General features: G+C 43.9%; 13 protein-coding genes. 11 read left to right on the forward strand and 2 right to left on the reverse strand.

What is annotated here, in order from left to right:
- The first annotated feature begins 587 nt into the window (after positions 1 to 587).
- From EV202_RS10135 to EV202_RS10165, 7 genes are all read left to right on the forward strand, one after another.
- On the forward strand, positions 588 to 1,877 hold the full coding sequence (locus tag EV202_RS10135) for an inositol-3-phosphate synthase (RefSeq protein WP_106070412.1): 1,290 nt from the start codon (positions 588 to 590) through the stop codon (positions 1,875 to 1,877).
- Positions 1,878 to 1,972: 95 nt separating this feature from the next.
- A complete protein-coding gene (locus EV202_RS10140; RefSeq protein ID WP_106070413.1) occupies positions 1,973 to 2,446 on the forward strand; it encodes a phosphatidylglycerophosphatase A family protein in 474 nt (157 codons plus the stop codon).
- A complete protein-coding gene (locus tag EV202_RS10145) occupies positions 2,431 to 2,958 on the forward strand; it encodes a GtrA family protein (RefSeq protein ID WP_131926987.1) in 528 nt (175 codons plus the stop codon). The genes EV202_RS10140 and EV202_RS10145 overlap by 16 nt, the downstream gene beginning before the upstream one ends.
- Complete coding sequence (locus EV202_RS10150; protein WP_106068406.1) at positions 2,948 to 3,598, forward strand: CDP-alcohol phosphatidyltransferase family protein; 651 nt, start codon at positions 2,948 to 2,950, stop codon at positions 3,596 to 3,598. Before EV202_RS10145 ends, EV202_RS10150 begins: the two co-directional genes overlap by 11 nt.
- A gap of 23 nt (positions 3,599 to 3,621) precedes the next feature.
- On the forward strand, positions 3,622 to 4,533 hold the full coding sequence (locus EV202_RS10155) for a phosphatase PAP2 family protein (protein ID WP_234878281.1): 912 nt from the start codon (positions 3,622 to 3,624) through the stop codon (positions 4,531 to 4,533).
- A 970-nt stretch (positions 4,534 to 5,503) separates the two neighbouring features.
- Complete coding sequence (locus tag EV202_RS10160) at positions 5,504 to 8,701, forward strand: SusC/RagA family TonB-linked outer membrane protein (RefSeq protein ID WP_234878282.1); 3,198 nt, start codon at positions 5,504 to 5,506, stop codon at positions 8,699 to 8,701.
- 57 nt (positions 8,702 to 8,758) lie between these two features.
- A complete protein-coding gene (locus EV202_RS10165; RefSeq protein ID WP_131926989.1) occupies positions 8,759 to 10,780 on the forward strand; it encodes a RagB/SusD family nutrient uptake outer membrane protein in 2,022 nt (673 codons plus the stop codon).
- Positions 10,781 to 10,880: 100 nt separating this feature from the next.
- Here EV202_RS10165 and EV202_RS10170 read toward each other — a convergent pair whose 3' ends face one another.
- Both EV202_RS10170 and EV202_RS10175 read right to left on the reverse strand, forming a co-directional pair.
- Positions 10,881 to 12,455 (reverse strand): Rne/Rng family ribonuclease, encoded by a 1,575-nt coding sequence (locus EV202_RS10170; RefSeq protein ID WP_131926990.1) that lies wholly within the window; start codon positions 12,453 to 12,455, stop codon positions 10,881 to 10,883.
- A 234-nt stretch (positions 12,456 to 12,689) separates the two neighbouring features.
- The gene (locus EV202_RS10175; protein WP_106040605.1) at positions 12,690 to 12,965 is read right to left on the reverse strand and encodes an HU family DNA-binding protein; all 276 of its coding nucleotides are present in this window, start codon (positions 12,963 to 12,965) and stop codon (positions 12,690 to 12,692) included.
- A 157-nt stretch (positions 12,966 to 13,122) separates the two neighbouring features.
- On the opposite strand from EV202_RS10175, the gene mutY reads away from it, so the two are divergent.
- The 4 genes from mutY to EV202_RS10195 all read left to right on the forward strand — a co-directional run bounded on the left by mutY (position 13,123) and on the right by EV202_RS10195 (position 16,737).
- On the forward strand, positions 13,123 to 14,163 hold the full coding sequence (mutY, locus tag EV202_RS10180; protein WP_131926991.1) for an A/G-specific adenine glycosylase: 1,041 nt from the start codon (positions 13,123 to 13,125) through the stop codon (positions 14,161 to 14,163).
- Between the two features lie 75 nt (positions 14,164 to 14,238).
- The gene (locus EV202_RS10185; protein ID WP_106068412.1) at positions 14,239 to 14,691 is read left to right on the forward strand and encodes a single-stranded DNA-binding protein; all 453 of its coding nucleotides are present in this window, start codon (positions 14,239 to 14,241) and stop codon (positions 14,689 to 14,691) included.
- A 24-nt stretch (positions 14,692 to 14,715) separates the two neighbouring features.
- Positions 14,716 to 16,065, forward strand: a complete 1,350-nt coding sequence (gene gldE / locus EV202_RS10190; RefSeq protein WP_131926992.1) for a gliding motility-associated protein GldE — start codon at positions 14,716 to 14,718, stop codon at positions 16,063 to 16,065.
- Positions 16,066 to 16,107: 42 nt separating this feature from the next.
- Entirely contained in the window at positions 16,108 to 16,737 is a 630-nt protein-coding gene (locus tag EV202_RS10195; RefSeq protein WP_106068414.1) for a 4'-phosphopantetheinyl transferase family protein, read from the forward strand.
- The last annotated feature ends 6 nt before the right edge of the window (positions 16,738 to 16,743 follow it).

Genomic DNA, 16,743 nt, shown 5'->3' on the forward strand with positions numbered 1-16,743 from the left:
TCCTACCTTTGTTATGAAAAAAAATAGCCGCATTGATTGGATCGGGAAACTCATCAAGTTTTATGAAATACCGAGACAAGTTTCGTTTCTTGATGGCGGGCCACGCCCTTCGGGGTAACCTTTGAGTCGGTGGATTACAAAGAGGACGAACGCTCAAATCATGTCATACGGAGTTTCATCACATCATCGGTGCGGCTTTCTATAAAAAAGGAACGGCAATTGACTAAAATTACCGTTCCTTTTCCTTTTATTGTCAATCCCTGTTGTCATTATTATGGCTGATCCCTAAAAAACTATCGGCGATTCATATTCCGGATAAACCTTGTTTTAGAATTCACGTTAAATAGGAAAAAACAGAAGTCCCTATTGAGAACATTTTCGGGAGAAGGCGCGTTAAACTTATGTATGGTATTTGAATTGTCGGAAGTCACCGAATATTGATAAAACCGGATTAAAATTCAAATTGTCGTATTATATCCTGATTGAATATTACTAATGGGACATAAAATCGGATAAAGTAAACAATATTAATTGGGTGAAAAGCTCTATTTTTGAACGTTTTTTTAACTCTAAATAATACAATGGCAATGAAAGAGAACATTAAACCGGCAACCGGACGTCTTGGCGTGTTGGTGGTCGGGGTAGGCGGTGCGGTTTCAACCACCATGATTACCGGAACTTTAGCTGCTCGGAAGGGATTGGCTAAGCCCATAGGTGCAATTACACAAATGGCTACTATGCGCATGCAAGACGGTAGTGAGAAACTGATTAAAGACATAGTGCCTTTGGCTGATTTAAATGACATCGTTTTCGGCGGTTGGGATATTTTTCCTGACAACGTTTACAAAGCTGCCATGTATGCAGAGGTTCTGAAGGAGAAAGACTTGAATTTGGTGAGAGACGAGTTGCAAAACATCAAGCCGATGCCTGCCGCTTTCGACCATAATTTCGCGAAACGCCTGAACGGTACATATATTAAAAAGGCTGATACTCGCTGGGACATGGTGGAGCAGTTGCGTGAAGACATCCGCAACTTCAAAGTGGCCAATAATTGTGAACGCATAGTTGTGTTATGGGCTGCAAGTACGGAGATTTATGTTCCTATGACAGACGAGCATAACTCTTTGGCGGCTTTGGAGAAAGCTATGAAAGAGAATCATGTTGAAGTTATTGCTCCCAGCATGTGCTATGCCTATGCCGCTATTGCCGAAGGTACCCCATTCATTATGGGAGCTCCTAACCTGTGTGTGGATATTCCGGCTATGTGGGAGTTCGCCAAGAAGATGAATGTGCCTATTGCCGGTAAGGACTTCAAAAGCGGGCAGACTTTGATGAAGACGGTGCTTGCTCCGATGTTCAAAACGCGTATGTTGGGCGTGAGCGGTTGGTTTTCTACCAATATATTGGGTAATCGCGACGGCGAGGTACTTGACCAACCGGAAAACTTCAAGACAAAAGAAGTCAGCAAACTGTCGGTTATCGACAACATCTTTGAACCGGAGAAGTTTCCTGATTTGTACGGCGATATATATCATAAGGTGCGTATCAACTATTATCCTCCCCGCAAGGATAACAAAGAGGCTTGGGATAATATCGACATTTTCGGCTGGATGGGGTATCCGATGGAAATCAAAGTAAACTTCCTGTGTCGGGATTCCATTCTGGCAGCTCCTATTGCACTGGATTTGGTTATCTTCAGTGATTTGGCCATGCGTGCAGGTATGTACGGCATTCAGACTTGGCTGTCATTCTTCTGTAAGAGTCCGATGCACGACTTCGAACATCAGCCTGTACATGATTTATTCCGGCAATGGCGTATGGTGAAAGAAACACTCCGAAACATGGTGGGTGAAACCGCGCCGAGTTATTTGGATTAAGAACGGATGATAAGAGTGGTGGAATGGTAGGACTTTCGGATTTATCTTACCATTCTGCCATCTTATTTTTTGTTGCTCTGATATATTATGATGGTATGAAAAAACCTTCCTTTCTTTCTGTTATCGTAGGTTCGGGATTCGGTTTCGGCTTTTCTCCTGTAGCGCCGGGCACTATGGGGGCTTTGTTGGCTACTCTTGTCTGGTTCGGTTTGTCATATTTGGTTTCGAGTGCTTGCTTGTTATGGCTGACAGTAATTCTAATTTTAGTGTTTACACTTGCCGGTATATGGGCTGCCGACTCTTTGGAGGCATATTGGGGAGAAGATCCTTCGCGTGTGGTGGTCGATGAGATGGTAGGCGTGTGGATTACCCTGCTTGCCGCACCTGCCGGACATGTGTGGTATGCATTGGGAGCGTTTATACTGTTTCGTTTATTCGATATTTTTAAGCCGTTAGGAATCAGACGTATGGAAAAGCTTTCCGGTGGAGTGGGGGTAATGATGGATGATATTTTGGCCGGCGTTTATGGGTTTATCGTTCTGATTGCAGCGAGATGGGTAATAGGATGAAAGAAAGAAACAAAAGAGTTGTATGGCGTCGTGTTGTCTGGGTTTTCTTTAAGGCTCAGTTGTCGGCGCAGCTTGCAAGTTTCTTGGATTTTCTGATAACCATTCTTTTAGTAAAAGCATTTGGCCTTTTTTATCTTTATGCCACTTTTACAGGCTCGGTGGTAGGAGGCGTTGTGAATTGTGCTGTCAATTATAGCTGGGTGTTCCATGCGAGAAATGTGAAGAAATCGCATGTCGCCCTGAAATACCTCTTTGTTTGGGGAGGTAGCATCGTACTCAATACGTGGGGAACATTTGCTCTGACAGAATGGCTCACCGGCATGACATGGGTAAACGGATTGCTTGGCTATTATGTTGATAATGTGTTTATCTTGTCAAAGATAATAGTTGCAGTACTGGTGTCTTTCTTCTGGAATTATCATTTGCAACGAGTTTTTGTTTACCGGAATTATAGCCTTAGGGATTTCTTGAAACATCGATTGGAGAATAAAAAAGACGAATATGAATTATAGAGACTATTTACAACAGTTGATTTACAAAATCATTAATCCGATAGTGCGTGGCATGATTAGGGTAGGGATTACGCCTAATTTCATTACAACTGCCGGATTGGTGCTGAACATCATGGCGGCGGCCTTGTTTGTATATGCAGGGGTGTATGAGGGCGGTGAACTTGCCTATGTGGGCTGGGGAGGAGGCATTGTGCTTTTTGCCGGGTTGTTTGATATGATGGACGGGCGTGTGGCGCGCGTAGGCAATATGAGTTCTACTTTTGGGGCATTATATGATTCGGTGCTCGACCGATACAGCGAACTTGTGACGCTATTCGGTATCTTCTACTATTTGGTACTGCAAGGCTATTTGTGGGGCTCCATCATTACGTTTGTTGCTTTGGTCGGCTCGCTGATGGTGAGTTATGTGCGTGCCCGTGCCGAAGGACTGGGACTGGAATGCAAGGTCGGCTTTATGCAACGTCCTGAGCGTGTAGTATTGACTGCATTCGGAGCCATCTTCTGCGGCATTTTTGACGATTGTACATCGTTCGACCCGATGCTGATATTGATTGTGCCGATGGCGGTGATTGCATTGTTGGCAAATGTTACGGCATTTGCCCGTTTGGCACATTGTTACAAACTGCTGCAAGGAAAGTGATGGGTAATAAATGCCTCTCTTTGATGAGAGAGAGTGTTCCGGCTGTTGTCGTAACAATGCTTTTCTTGATACTGACGGCGCTCTGTATCGGACTCCGTCCGGAGCATCTCCTGATGACAGTCGTGTTTTTTGTCCTGTTCCTTGCAGGAAAGGCTTCTCGTAAGTTGGTTGTGGCCTTATTGCCTTTCTTTATATTCGGCATTTCGTATGATTGGATGCGCGTGTATCCCAACTATATGGTCAGTCCGATTGATATAAAAGGTTTGTATGAAGCCGAAAAATCCCTATTCGGTTTATCCTTTGGCGGTGTTACTCTTATTCCTTGCGAATATTTTGCTTTGAACCATTGTCCGGCGGCAGACTTTTTTGCCGGAATATTCTATCTGTGCTGGGTACCTGTTCCCATAGCTTTCGGACTATGGTTGTATTTAAAGGGATACCGCAGCGTGTATCTGCGTTTTGCATTGGCATTCCTGTTGGTCAATCTGATTGGTTTTGCAGGGTACTACATCCATCCGGCAGCTCCTCCTTGGTATGTTATGAATTATGGCTTTGAGCCTGTGCTCGACACTCCGGGCAATGTAGCCGGCTTGAGACGCTTTGACGAATTATTGGGGTGTGCTGTCTTCGATTCCATCTATGGACGGAATGCGAATGTTTTTGCGGCAGTGCCTTCGCTTCATGCAGCCTATATGGTGGTGACTCTGGTCTATTCTATTATCAATCATTGCAGAAAATGGTTGATAGCTTTATTTGCCGTCATCATGGTCGGTATCTGGTGGACGGCAGTCTATTCAGGCCATCATTACCTGATTGATGTGTTGCTGGGCATTCTCTGTGCCATGTTGGGCATTCTGCTCTTTGAAAAAGGGTTGATGAGATGGGAGGTTTTCAGACGCTTCTTTGAGAGATATGCCCGTTATATCGGCAGATAGTTTACGTGTCGATTTCCAAAAGATTTTCTTTTCATAACTCCGCTCGTTCGCTTGAGCAACCTTTATAAACTTGAATCCGTGACTTGGCGGTGGATGCTGATAATGTAATAATGATTTATTATCGCAAGGCAATCTTCGGTGAAGAGGACGGAAGTAGAGTCCTCCCCCCCCTTCAGAAGACCTTCTGACGAGGGGGTACTTAAGTATACTACCCGGGTTCGGGATAAGAAGCAGGTCGATAACCTCACCCGGCGGCCTGTGTTTTAAAGTAAATTACCTTTGATTATCAATCGTTTATCCTTGACCTATCAGACACTTGCCTCTGACGGCTCAAACACTTGTGTCTGTCACGTCAAACACAAGTGTCTGTCGGCTTGGACACTTGCCTCTGTCACGACAAAGGATTGCAGCTGTCAGACAGGGGGAGGATGGTCGGCGTAAAAGGCCCTCTTCTGCCTAATCGCCGTAAACCGGTGCATTCAGGAAATATCCGTCCGATAACAGAATGCAGCCCCTCATTTTTAGCAAAAGGAACTACCTGCCCCGAATTCAGATAGTATACTACTGAGACTCCCTAAGTATAGGACTGAGACATCCTCGATATGAGAGCGACCTGACTTTGTCTTTTTTTTCGGCTTATCGAAGTCTTTTTAAACGATGGTTTTGGCAGGATTTTCCAATGTCGGATGATTGTCGGGCTTGAATGAATAATTATATTAAAAGTTCTTATTATTTCAATCCGGATGTAATGGAAGATTTTCCTGGAAAATTGTGGGAAATGGCTTTATTTATGACAAAATGATTAATAATACCCCCTGCTGTTTGTGCTTGCTTAAAAAAACTCTATCTTTGTGTCGTTAATTTTATTTTTTATTGAGGTTTTGTAAAGGCCATGTTTCTTGTTTCAGACTCTTTGCGGATTGCTTTAAGTCGAGTTAACCTTGATAAGATAATCAAAAACCAATCAGTTGTGTTAAGAAATCTAAAATTGGGGGGGGTGATTCTCTCTCTTTGGTGTGGGGGAGTTCAACCCTCGTTTGCTGCAAATGCGGCAGGTTATGAAGTCGTTCAACAAAACGGCACATGTACCGGTATTGTAAAAGACAGCACAGGCGAAACCATTATTGGTGCTTCTGTCTTAGTCAAAGGAACTTCCAACGGAACGATTACCGGTATCGACGGCGATTTTTCACTCAGAAATGTTCCTCAAGGAAGTATTATTCAAATCTCATTCGTCGGTTATCAGACACAGGAAGTCAGATGGACGGGAACACCATTGAACATTATCTTGAAAGATGACAGCAAAATGCTGGAAGAAGTGGTGGTAGTGGGCTTCGGTACACAGAAAAAGGTGAACCTTACAGGATCCGTATCTACGGTGGATTCCAAAACGCTTGCTTCACGTCCGGTCAATTCGGTTGTCGACGCTTTGCAGGGTGCGGTTCCGGGTATGAATTTTTCCGTAGGGAAACAAGGCGGTGCCTTGAACTCGGACAAACAATTCAATATTCGTGGTACAGGTACTATCGGCGAAGGTTCTTCAGTTTCTCCTTTGGTTTTGATTGACGGTATGGAGGGAGACTTGAACATGTTGAATCCACAAGATATCGAAAACATTTCCGTCTTGAAAGACGCTTCAGCCTCGTCTATCTACGGTTCGCGTGCAGCGGGAGGCGTAATTCTGGTGACAACCAAGAGTGGACGTGCCGGTAAAACTTCCATCAATTACAACAACAGTTTCCGCTTCAACTCTCCGTTGAATATGCCTGAGATGATGGATTCCTATACTTGGGCCAATTATATGAATGCGGCGAGCGTAAATTCCGGAAACGGTATCTGGTTCTCGGATAATAAACTTGCACTCATGAAGAAAGCGCAAAGCGATCCAAGCATTCCTAAGATGTATGCCAATAAAAACAACCGTTGGGAAGTGTGGGACGCGATGGATTTGCTTCCGGTGGCCAATACCGACTGGTTGAAAGAACATTTCGGCAACAGCTTTTCACAAGAACACACCTTGAGTGTCAACGGTGGCAGCGAGAACATGCAATACTATTTCTCTGCCAATTATCTGGCTCAAGAGGGCATCCTGCGTCATGGAGACGAAAATAAACAACGCTATGGCGTGACGGGCAAAATCAATGCCGGCCTTGCCGATTGGCTGAAGATGGGATACAGCATCCGCTTTACCCGCACGGACTTTGAAAATCCTTCGAACATCGGCACCGATGGAGGTTTGTTTTATCATAATGTCTGTCGCTATTGGCCCATCGTTCCGGTGACCGATCCTAATGGATACTATGTTCCCGAGTCATTCGTCGGGCTGCTGAAAGACGGAGGTAAATACAACAGGCAGTACGATGTCTTGGCACAACAGCTCAGTTTGCAACTTACTCCCATGAAAGGTTGGATTGTCAATGCCGAACTGAATTACCGTATCATTAACGAGAATCAGCATACAGACTGGCTCACCGTTAATGCTTATGATGTGGATAAGAATCCTTACGTGGCCTTTAATGGCGTGTCGAGTGTGAAAGAGTATACTTATAAGAGCAATTATTTCAACCCGAACATCTTCACCGAATACAGTCGTTCTTTTGGCGACCACAATGCTAAAATCATGGTCGGCTTCCAAAGCGAATGGTTGCGCCAACGCTCTGTGACGGCTCAACAAGACGGTATCCTTTCCGGATTGCCCACACTGGATACTACCAGCGATAATGCCCGCGTGAAAGGAGAATACCAAAGCTGGGCTACAGCCGGATTTTTCGGACGCTTGAATTACGACTACAAAGGACGCTATTTGTTTGAAGCCAATTTGCGCTACGATGGTTCGTCACGTTTCCTACGCGCCAATCGCTGGAATTGGTTCCCCTCTTTCTCTCTCGGATGGAACATTGCACAAGAAAAATTCTGGGAAAACCTGTCAGGAACTGTAAATATGCTGAAGTTACGTGCTTCGTGGGGACAATTGGGCAATCAAAATACGGAAAACTGGTATCCGTTCTATCCCACCATCGGTTACAAGGCAAAAGATAGCAACTGGTTAGTGAACGGTGTTAAGCCTAATAAATCTTGGCAACCTGCCCTTGTATCTACTCTGCTTACATGGGAGAAGAGCCGTACATGGGAAATCGGTCTGGACTGGGGAGCTTTCAATAACCGCCTGACCGGTTCGTTCGGCTACTTCCAGCGTAAAACTTACGACATGGTAGGTCCTGCACCCGAATTGCCCGATGTACTTGGAGCTAACGCCCCTAAGGTGAACAATTTGGATATGACATCCAAAGGATGGGACTTGCAGATAAGCTGGAGAGATCGGATTAACGATTTGAGCTATGGTGTCACTCTGTCATTAAGCGACAATGAAGTAGTGATAGATAAATATCCCAATGATTCGAAAGCCCTGAACTTGAAATATTACAAAGGTGCACACTTAGGCGATATTTGGGGATATACCACTGTAGGTATTGCTAAAACAGACGAAGAGATGAATGCTCATTTGGCCAAGGTAGACCAAAGCTCTTTGGGCAGTAATTGGGGAGCCGACGACATCATGTATGCCGACCTGGATGGAGATGGCAAAGTGAACAAAGGAGAAGATAGAGCAGATAAGTCCGGTGACTATCGTATCATCGGTAACTCCAATCCGCGATATAATTTCGGTTTGAATATAGATGCAGCTTACAAAGGATTTGACTTGAAACTTTTCTTCCAAGGCACATTGAAGCGCGATTACGCAATCGGACAAAACGATGCTGTATTCTGGGGAGGAAGCGTAAACAAATGGCAGGCTTTGGGATTCAAAGAACATTTGGATTATTTCCGTCCGGATGCCAACGACCCGTTGGGACAGAATATCGACAGCTATTATCCTCGTGTGGCATGGGGCAGTAGCAAAAACCAGCATGTACAGACCAGGTATCTGCAGAATGCCGCATACGGACGTCTGAAGAACGTTACTTTGGGATATACACTGCCTAAAGAGGTTACCAAGAAGTTCTATGTGGAAAATCTCCGCGTGTTTGTATCGGGTGAGAACCTGCTGACCATTACCGATTTTACGAAACTGGCTGATCCGGAATTGATTGATGCCTCCGGCTGGGGGTTCGGTAAGACTTATCCGTTGGCTAAGACCGTGTCGTTAGGTTTGAGCGTCACTTTCTAAACGGAAAAACAGGAACTCACTTATTAACCCGTTATTAATTAGCAAAATCATAAAATTATGAAAATAAAATATCTATCTATACTTTTGCTGGGTGCTTCACTCACCGCATGCAATGATTTTCTGGACAAAATGCCCGAAAGTTCGGTCACGCCCAATGCTTATTTCACCGCAGAGGCTGATCTTGCGGCTTATGCCATCAATCTGTATAATTTCACGAGTATCGAACCCGGAAGTTACGGCATCAGTGTCTTCGGCAATGACAATGCTACGGACAACCAAGCATCCGTAGATTACTCTACCCGCTGGGTACCGGGCGAGTGGAAAGTGCCTTCTACTACCGACCCCAAGAAAAAGGAACAACCTTGGAACTTCTTCCAGATACGCGATTGTAACTATTTCTTCGATCAGGTACTGCCCAGATACGAGGCCAAAAAAATATCCGGTTCCGAAGCGAATATTCGTCATTATATTGGTGAAATGTACATGTTGCGTGCATACGCCTACTTCGATAAGTTACAGGCCATTGGCGACTGTCCGATCATAGAAACTGCTTTGGAAGACGTGGAGGAGACGCTGGTAAAGGCGTCTGCGCGTCAACCTCGTCACAAAGTGGCGCGTTTCATTCTGTCTGATTTGGACAAAGCAATTGAATTCCTGTCTGAAACGGGGCCCGGTGGTAAGAACCGAATCACTAAAGCCGCTGCCCAATTGTTCCGTTCGCGTGTGGCACTCTACGAAGGCACATGGTTGAAGCATCACAAAGGAACGGCTTTTGTTCCGGGAGGTAAAGGCTGGCCGGGCAATAGTGCCGATTTGCAAGGATTCGACATCGATAGTGAAATAAACTATTTCTTGACGGAGGCGATGACTTCGGCTAAGATTATCGGTGACAAACTGGTAGATAATCTGGTTGAAAATACCGACACCCCCGAAGGAATGGATGGAAAATTCAACAGTCTGAATCCTTACTATACCATGTTCTGCGACGTAGATATGAACGGGTATAGCGAAGTGTTGATGTGGCGCGCTTATAATGAATCCCAACAGGTGACTCATAACATTCAGATGCAGTTGCAAAACAACGGAGGTGGTTCGGGATGGACACGCGGACTGGTCAATTCGTTCCTTATGAAAAACGGATTGCCCATATATGCAGCCGCATCGGGTTACGATGTGGAATGGGAAAAACAAGGCATAGCCAAAACGCTGCAAAACCGTGATTCGCGCATTCGCCTCTTCACAAAGAAAGACGGCGACATCGACAATTACAATGCCGATGGAACAGAGAACAAGGTTGATTTCACATGGATTGTGAAAGGCAACAACGAGACCCGTATGGTGACAGGTTTCGCCCTCAAGAAAGGCAAGCATTACAATGACTACATGCAGACATTGCACCACAAAGGTACTACCGGAAGCATCATCTTCCGTGGTACGGAAGCTCTGCTGAACTATATGGAGGCTTGCTATGAAAAGAACAAGAACGTGGATGCCACTGCCGACAAATATTGGAAAGCTCTTCGCCGTCGTGCAAAGGTGAGTGAAGACTATCAAGCCACCATTGCGGCTACCGATATGAACGAAGAAGCCAAAGGTGACTTTGGGGCTTATTCGCACGGACAACTGATAGATGCCACGCTCTATAACATCCGCCGCGAACGCCGTAACGAGTTTATCGGTGAAGGAATGCGCTGGGCCGACTTGAAACGTTGGAGAGCATGCGATCAAGTGAAAAACTACCACATTGAGGGTATGCGCTACTGGGGAAGTATTTACCAGGGAAAACTGACTGATAAGGAAGGAAGAGACTTGGTTTTGGTTGATGTGGAAGGAGGCAAAGGTAACATTTCCTCTGAGAGCATAAGCGGTGTTTATATGCGCCCGTATCAAAACAGTAAGGTGAACAATTCAGTATTCAATGGTTATAACTTTACACCCGCACACTACCTCAGCCCATTGCCGCAAAGTACATTCCGTCAAACGGCCGGCGGAGATAAAACCGATTTGAACACATCGGTGGTTTATCAAAATCCGGGATGGCCAAAAGTAAGCGGTGAGGGAGCAGTTTCCGTAGAGTAACACTCTGATATATGGAGGAGCGCTGGTTTCTCCATATATTTTGAATTGATATCAAATAAAAAAGAACAGCGGAGATTTTAATGCTTTCCGCCGTTCTTTTTTATTTGATTTCAATTTCTTCCTTCATGTCAATTTCTTCCCCTTGCGGGTCATAGAAGACATATTGCAGAAACGCAAGTTTTTGGTTTGGAATAATCTTGATGCCGAATCCGTACTTCATTTGCCATTTTCGCTTCAAGGAAACGATTCCCTGATTGACGTAGGCGGCAATGTACGGATGGATGTGTAACGAGAACTTCTTAATCTTCAGTTTGTTGACCAGATAATCAATTTTATTCTCCAGAGTGTCTGTAAAGAGGATGGATGATTTGATAGAACCTTTTCCAAAGCAGGTAGGGCATGTTTCCATCGTATTTACATCCATAGCCGGGCGTACGCGCTGGCGTGTAATCTGCATCAGCCCGAATTTGCTTAGTGGCAAGATGTTATGGCGTGCTCTGTCTTTTTGCATATTGGCACACATGCGCTCATAGAGCTTCTGGCGGTTTTCGGCTTCATTCATGTCAATGAAATCTACTACAATGATTCCCCCCATATCTCTCAGCCTTAACTGGCGGGCCAATTCATCGGCTGCACCCAGATTTACCTCTAATGCATTCCCTTCTTGTCCGTTGGCGTTCTTGGTGCGGTTTCCGCTGTTAACATCTACTACATGGAGTGCCTCGGTATGTTCAATAATCAGGTAAGCGCCACTCTTGTACGAAACAGTCTTGCCGAATGATGCCTTGATTTGTTTGGTGATACCGAAATTGTCGTAAATAGGGAGTTGCCCTTTATATTGTTTTACGATTCCGGCCCGTTCAGGGGCGATGAGAACTACGTAGTCCTTTATTTCATGGAACACGGCTTCATCATTGATGTAGATGTTTTCGAATGAAGGATTAAACAAGTCGCGCAGCAGTCCTACGGCACGGCTGGTTTCTTCGTAAATCAGGGTAGGGTACTTAGTTGCTTTTTGTACCTTGCCGATGGCTTCCTCCCAATGTCTAAGTAATACTTTAAGCTCTCCATCAAGTTCGGCAACGCGTTTTCCTTCAGCTACAGTGCGGACGATGACTCCGAAATTCTTCGGTTTGATGCTCATCAGCAGTTGCTTGAGGCGGGCACGTTCTTCGCTCGATTTAATTTTTTGTGATACGGAAACCTTATCGTTGAAAGGAATCAGCACAAGATATCTTCCGGCAAAAGACAATTCGGAAGTTAGACGTGGGCCTTTGGTCGAGATAGGTTCTTTGACGATTTGCACCACAACTTCCTGTCCTACGTTGAGGGTGTTGGATACTGTTCCATCCTTTTCAAGATCGGGAAGTATGGATGCTTTCGCAATCGGGTTTAGTTTCTTTTTGTTGCTTAAAGTTTGCTTTACGTACTTTGCAATGGAGTTAAATTGAGGACCTAAGTCCTGGTAATGAAGAAAAGCGTCTTTCTCGTAGCCTACATCCACAAAGCAAGCATTCAGTCCGGGCATCAACTTCTTGACGCGGCCTAAATACATGTTGCCCACAGCAAAGGAGAGACTTCTGCCTTCGCTTTGCAGTTCCACTAACTGTTTGTCTTCAAGCAGAGCGATGGATACTTCTTTGGGCTGTACGTCTACAACGAGTTCGCTTATCACAATAGTTGTTTTTTATAATTATTCAATTTACTACTTAAACAAAGAACAAACCCGCGAGACATTTTGCTTCACAAGTTTGTTCTTTATTTTGTCTTTCAGACTAAAAATTACTTTTTGCTTTTATGTCTGTTCTTTCTTAGTCTTTTTTTACGCTTATGCGTAGACATTTTATGTCTTTTTTTCTTCTTTCCGCTTGGCATAGCTTCAATTTTTATGGGTTAATACTATTGTTTGTTATTTTTTCACTGATAAAGTGAATGTTTTTGCAGGTTTAAATGCCGGAATATTATGTTCCGGAATAATAATGGTAGTGTTTTTAGAGATGTTACGAGCTGTTTTCTGCGCTCTCTTCTTCACTACAAAACTACCAAACCCGCGGAGATAAACATTCTCGTCTTTAGATAGGGATGCTTTTACTGCGTCCATGAATGCTTCAACGGTTGTAAGTACAGTGGCCTTATCAATTCCGGTGTTCTTTGTAATTTCGTTTACAATATCAGCTTTAGTCATTTTTCTTTAAAAAAAATATTATTACTATAGTTTTCCTAATTTTTTGGACTGCAAATATATAGCTTTTTAGCGGCTCTAAAAAATATATTTCGGACATTTTTCTAAAAAAGTCTTGGGGTTAAGCTTTGTTAGGTTGAAAATGAAGTAATTTTGCTGCATGATTTTTTTTAGTGAGATATTATTGAATTGGTATGCGGAGAACAAGCGGCATCTCCCATGGAGGAGTACGTCAGATCCTTATGTGATATGGATCTCTGAAATCATATTGCAACAGACAAGGGTGGGGCAAGGGTATGACTATTTTCTTCGTTTTGTGAATCGTTTTCCCGATGTAGTGGCGTTAGCCTCGGCTTCGGAGGATGAGGTGATGAAGTATTGGCAGGGGCTGGGCTACTATTCCCGTGCGAGAAATTTGCATGCGGCAGCCAAAAGTATGAATGGGGTATTTCCAAAAACATACGAACATGTACTTTCTTTGAAAGGGGTGGGTGAGTATACGGCAGCGGCAATCTGCTCATTTGCTTATGGAATGCCTTATGCGGTGGTTGACGGGAATGTATATCGGGTACTTGCTCGTTATTGGGGTATAGATACGCCCATTGATTCTACTGAAGGAAAAAAGGCTTTTAAAACCTTGGCAGAAGAATTACTGGATAAAACGCGGCCGGCTGATTACAATCAGGCTATTATGGACTTTGGGGCGTTGCAGTGCATACCGCAATCCCCAAATTGCAGGGAATGTCCGTTGGCTGTCAGTTGTCGGGCATTGGCAGAAAGGCAAGTGATGCGTTTGCCGGTGAAACGGCATAAGACGAAGACCGTTAACCGTTATTTTAATTATATATATGTACGCATGGGGGAATACACTTTGATACGTAAGCGTACGGAAAATGATATCTGGAAAAATTTATTTGAGCTACCGTTGGTTGAGGTGGATAAAGATTTGTCGGAAGAAGAGTTGCTGGCATGTTCGCAATTACACGCTTTTTTTGTAGAAGGAGAGAATCCTGTGATTCGTCCGATCTTGCGGAATGTAAAGCATATATTGTCGCATCGGGTGATATATGCAAACTTCTATGAAGTGATTCTGCCTGCGGGTTCTCAATCTTTTTCCGGTTATCTTCGGATTAAAACAGAAGAACTGGGTGATTATGCGGTGTCGCGATTGATTCATGCCTTCTTGGAGAAATATATATAAAAGTTTGTCTTATTCTTGCATGATGTGAATATTCTCGTTAATTTTGGCAGCAGATAATTAAATATAGGGAAGCTTATGTCGGTAAATAAAGTGATATTAATAGGTAATGTAGGTAAAGAACCGGAGGTCAGATATCTTGATAGTGGCATTGCTGTGGCTACTTTGCCTTTAGCCACTTCAGATCGGGCATATACTTTGGCTAATGGAACACAAGTTCCCGAACGCACTGAGTGGCACAATCTTGTTTTTTGGCGCGGACTGGCAGAAACTGTGGAGAAATATGTGCATAAAGGCGATAAACTTTATGTGGAAGGTAAAATACGTACTCGGTCATACGATGATCAGGCAGGTGTAAAGCGCTATGTGACAGAGATCTTTGTTGATAACATGGAAATGCTGACCGCAAAAGCTTCAAGTGCGGGTTCTGCTTCTAATGTTTCTCAGGGTGGAGGAGCTTCCGAACCGCAACAACCGGTGCAGGCACAAGTCACTCCTGTGCAAGATCCGACGGACGACTTGCCTTTCTAATTTGTTTAACTAAAACCAGAATCTTTGGACCCAGATGCTTATTTATACCAGTTGGCAGATGTATTTAATGGTATATCCGTACAAGTTCCTTCTGTTTCGGCCATTATAGCCATAGTGTTGGCTGGCTTGCTTTTGCTTGTTTCCGGTTTTGCATCAGCTTCCGAAATAGCTTTTTTCTCCCTTTCTCCATCAGATTTAAGTGCTATAGCAGAGAAAAAACATCCATCGGATGAGAAAATCAGCAATCTGTTGGAGGGTAGTGAGCGTTTGTTGGCTACGATTTTGATTACGAACAATTTTGTGAATGTAACGATAATCATGCTTTGCAATTTCTTTTTTATGGATGTGTTTCTATTCCATTCTCCTATTGCAGAGTTTATCATCTTGACGGTTGTTCTTACGTTTCTGCTATTGCTTTTTGGTGAAATCATGCCTAAAATATATTCGGCACAGAAAACATTGGCTTTTTGTCGTATTGCTGCTCCCGGAATCATGTTGTGTCGTTCTTTCTTTTATCCGTTGGCATCTATGCTGGTGCGTTCCACTTCTTTCTTGAATAAACATGTTGTTCGTAGAAATCATAACATATCGGTCGATGAGCTTTCTCATGCCTTGGAATTGACGGATAAGGCTGAGCTGTCCGAAGAGAACAATATTTTGGAGGGCATTATCCGTTTTGGGGGGGAAACGGCCAAGGAGGTTATGACATCTCGTTTGGATGTAGTTGATTTGGATATTCGTACCCCTTTCAAAGAAGTGCTGAAGTGTATTGTGGAAAATGCTTACTCCCGCATTCCTATTTATGCGAATACCCGTGATAATATCAAGGGAATATTATATATCAAGGATTTGCTTCCGCATTTGAATAAAGGCGATAATTTCCGTTGGCAGTCGCTTATCCGTCCGGCTTATTTTGTTCCCGAAACCAAGATGATCGATGATCTGTTGCGTGATTTTCAAGCTAATAAGATTCATATAGCCATTGTTGTTGATGAGTTTGGCGGTACATCGGGCATTGTGACCATGGAGGACATTATAGAAGAAATAGTAGGCGAAATACATGATGAATATGATGACGAGGAGCATACATTCTCTGTTTTGAACGATCATACATGGGTATTTGAAGCCAAAACGCTATTGACGGATTTCTATAAGATAACCAAACTGAACGAAGAGGCTTTCGACGAAGTGGCGGGAGATGCAGATACGCTTGCCGGACTTTTACTTGAACTGAAAGGTGAATTTCCGACACTGCATGAGAAAGTCACTTACGACTGCTATGAGTTCGAAGTATTGGAAATGAACAACCGTCGTATCTTGAAGGTGAAGTTTACGATAAACTCCCCTGCAACAGAACAAACAGAGCATTCCTGATAAGCAATCCATTCGTTTTTTACTTTTAATATCTGATATCAAGTGCCTCTTTTTTTGAAAGATAAAACTTCTGCTTGTCAATGGGGAGTTTGGAAAACAGATGAAACCCCGGAAGAGCTATTGGCCATGCTACCTCATGCAGAGAGGTATCAGGAGGCTGTGCAAAGCTTTAAGTCGGAACATCGTCGTGTGGAGTGGATGGCAGTGCGTGTGTTGCTGTACACGTTATTGGGTGAAGATAAAACAATAGCCTATTACTCCGGTGGGAAGCCCTATTTGGCAGATGCTTCTGCTTCTCTCAGCATTTCTCATACCAAGGGTTATGTTGCGGTGGTTCTGGGGCCATGGGGAAAAGAGGTTGGAGTGGATGTGGAACAATATTCAGAGCGAGTCAGGAAGGTGGTTCATAAGTATATGCGTGAAGATGAAGAAACGGCTGTTTTTCTGGGAACCGACACCTGGTCGTTGTTGCTTCATTGGTCGGCAAAAGAGACCATATTTAAGTGCCTGAATGCTTCGGAGGTGGATTTTCGCAATCACATGCGTATAATGCCTTTCGCTATCGATAAAGAGGGCGCATTCTCCGCCGAAGAATATCGTACGCCGGAGAAGCGCCGCTTTACCATCCGTTATTTCATATTCGCAGATTTTGTGTTAACGTTAAGTTTGTAGCTCGTT

The organism is Prevotella heparinolytica, assembly GCF_004342845.1.
Taxonomy (GTDB): domain Bacteria; phylum Bacteroidota; class Bacteroidia; order Bacteroidales; family Bacteroidaceae; genus Bacteroides; species Bacteroides heparinolyticus.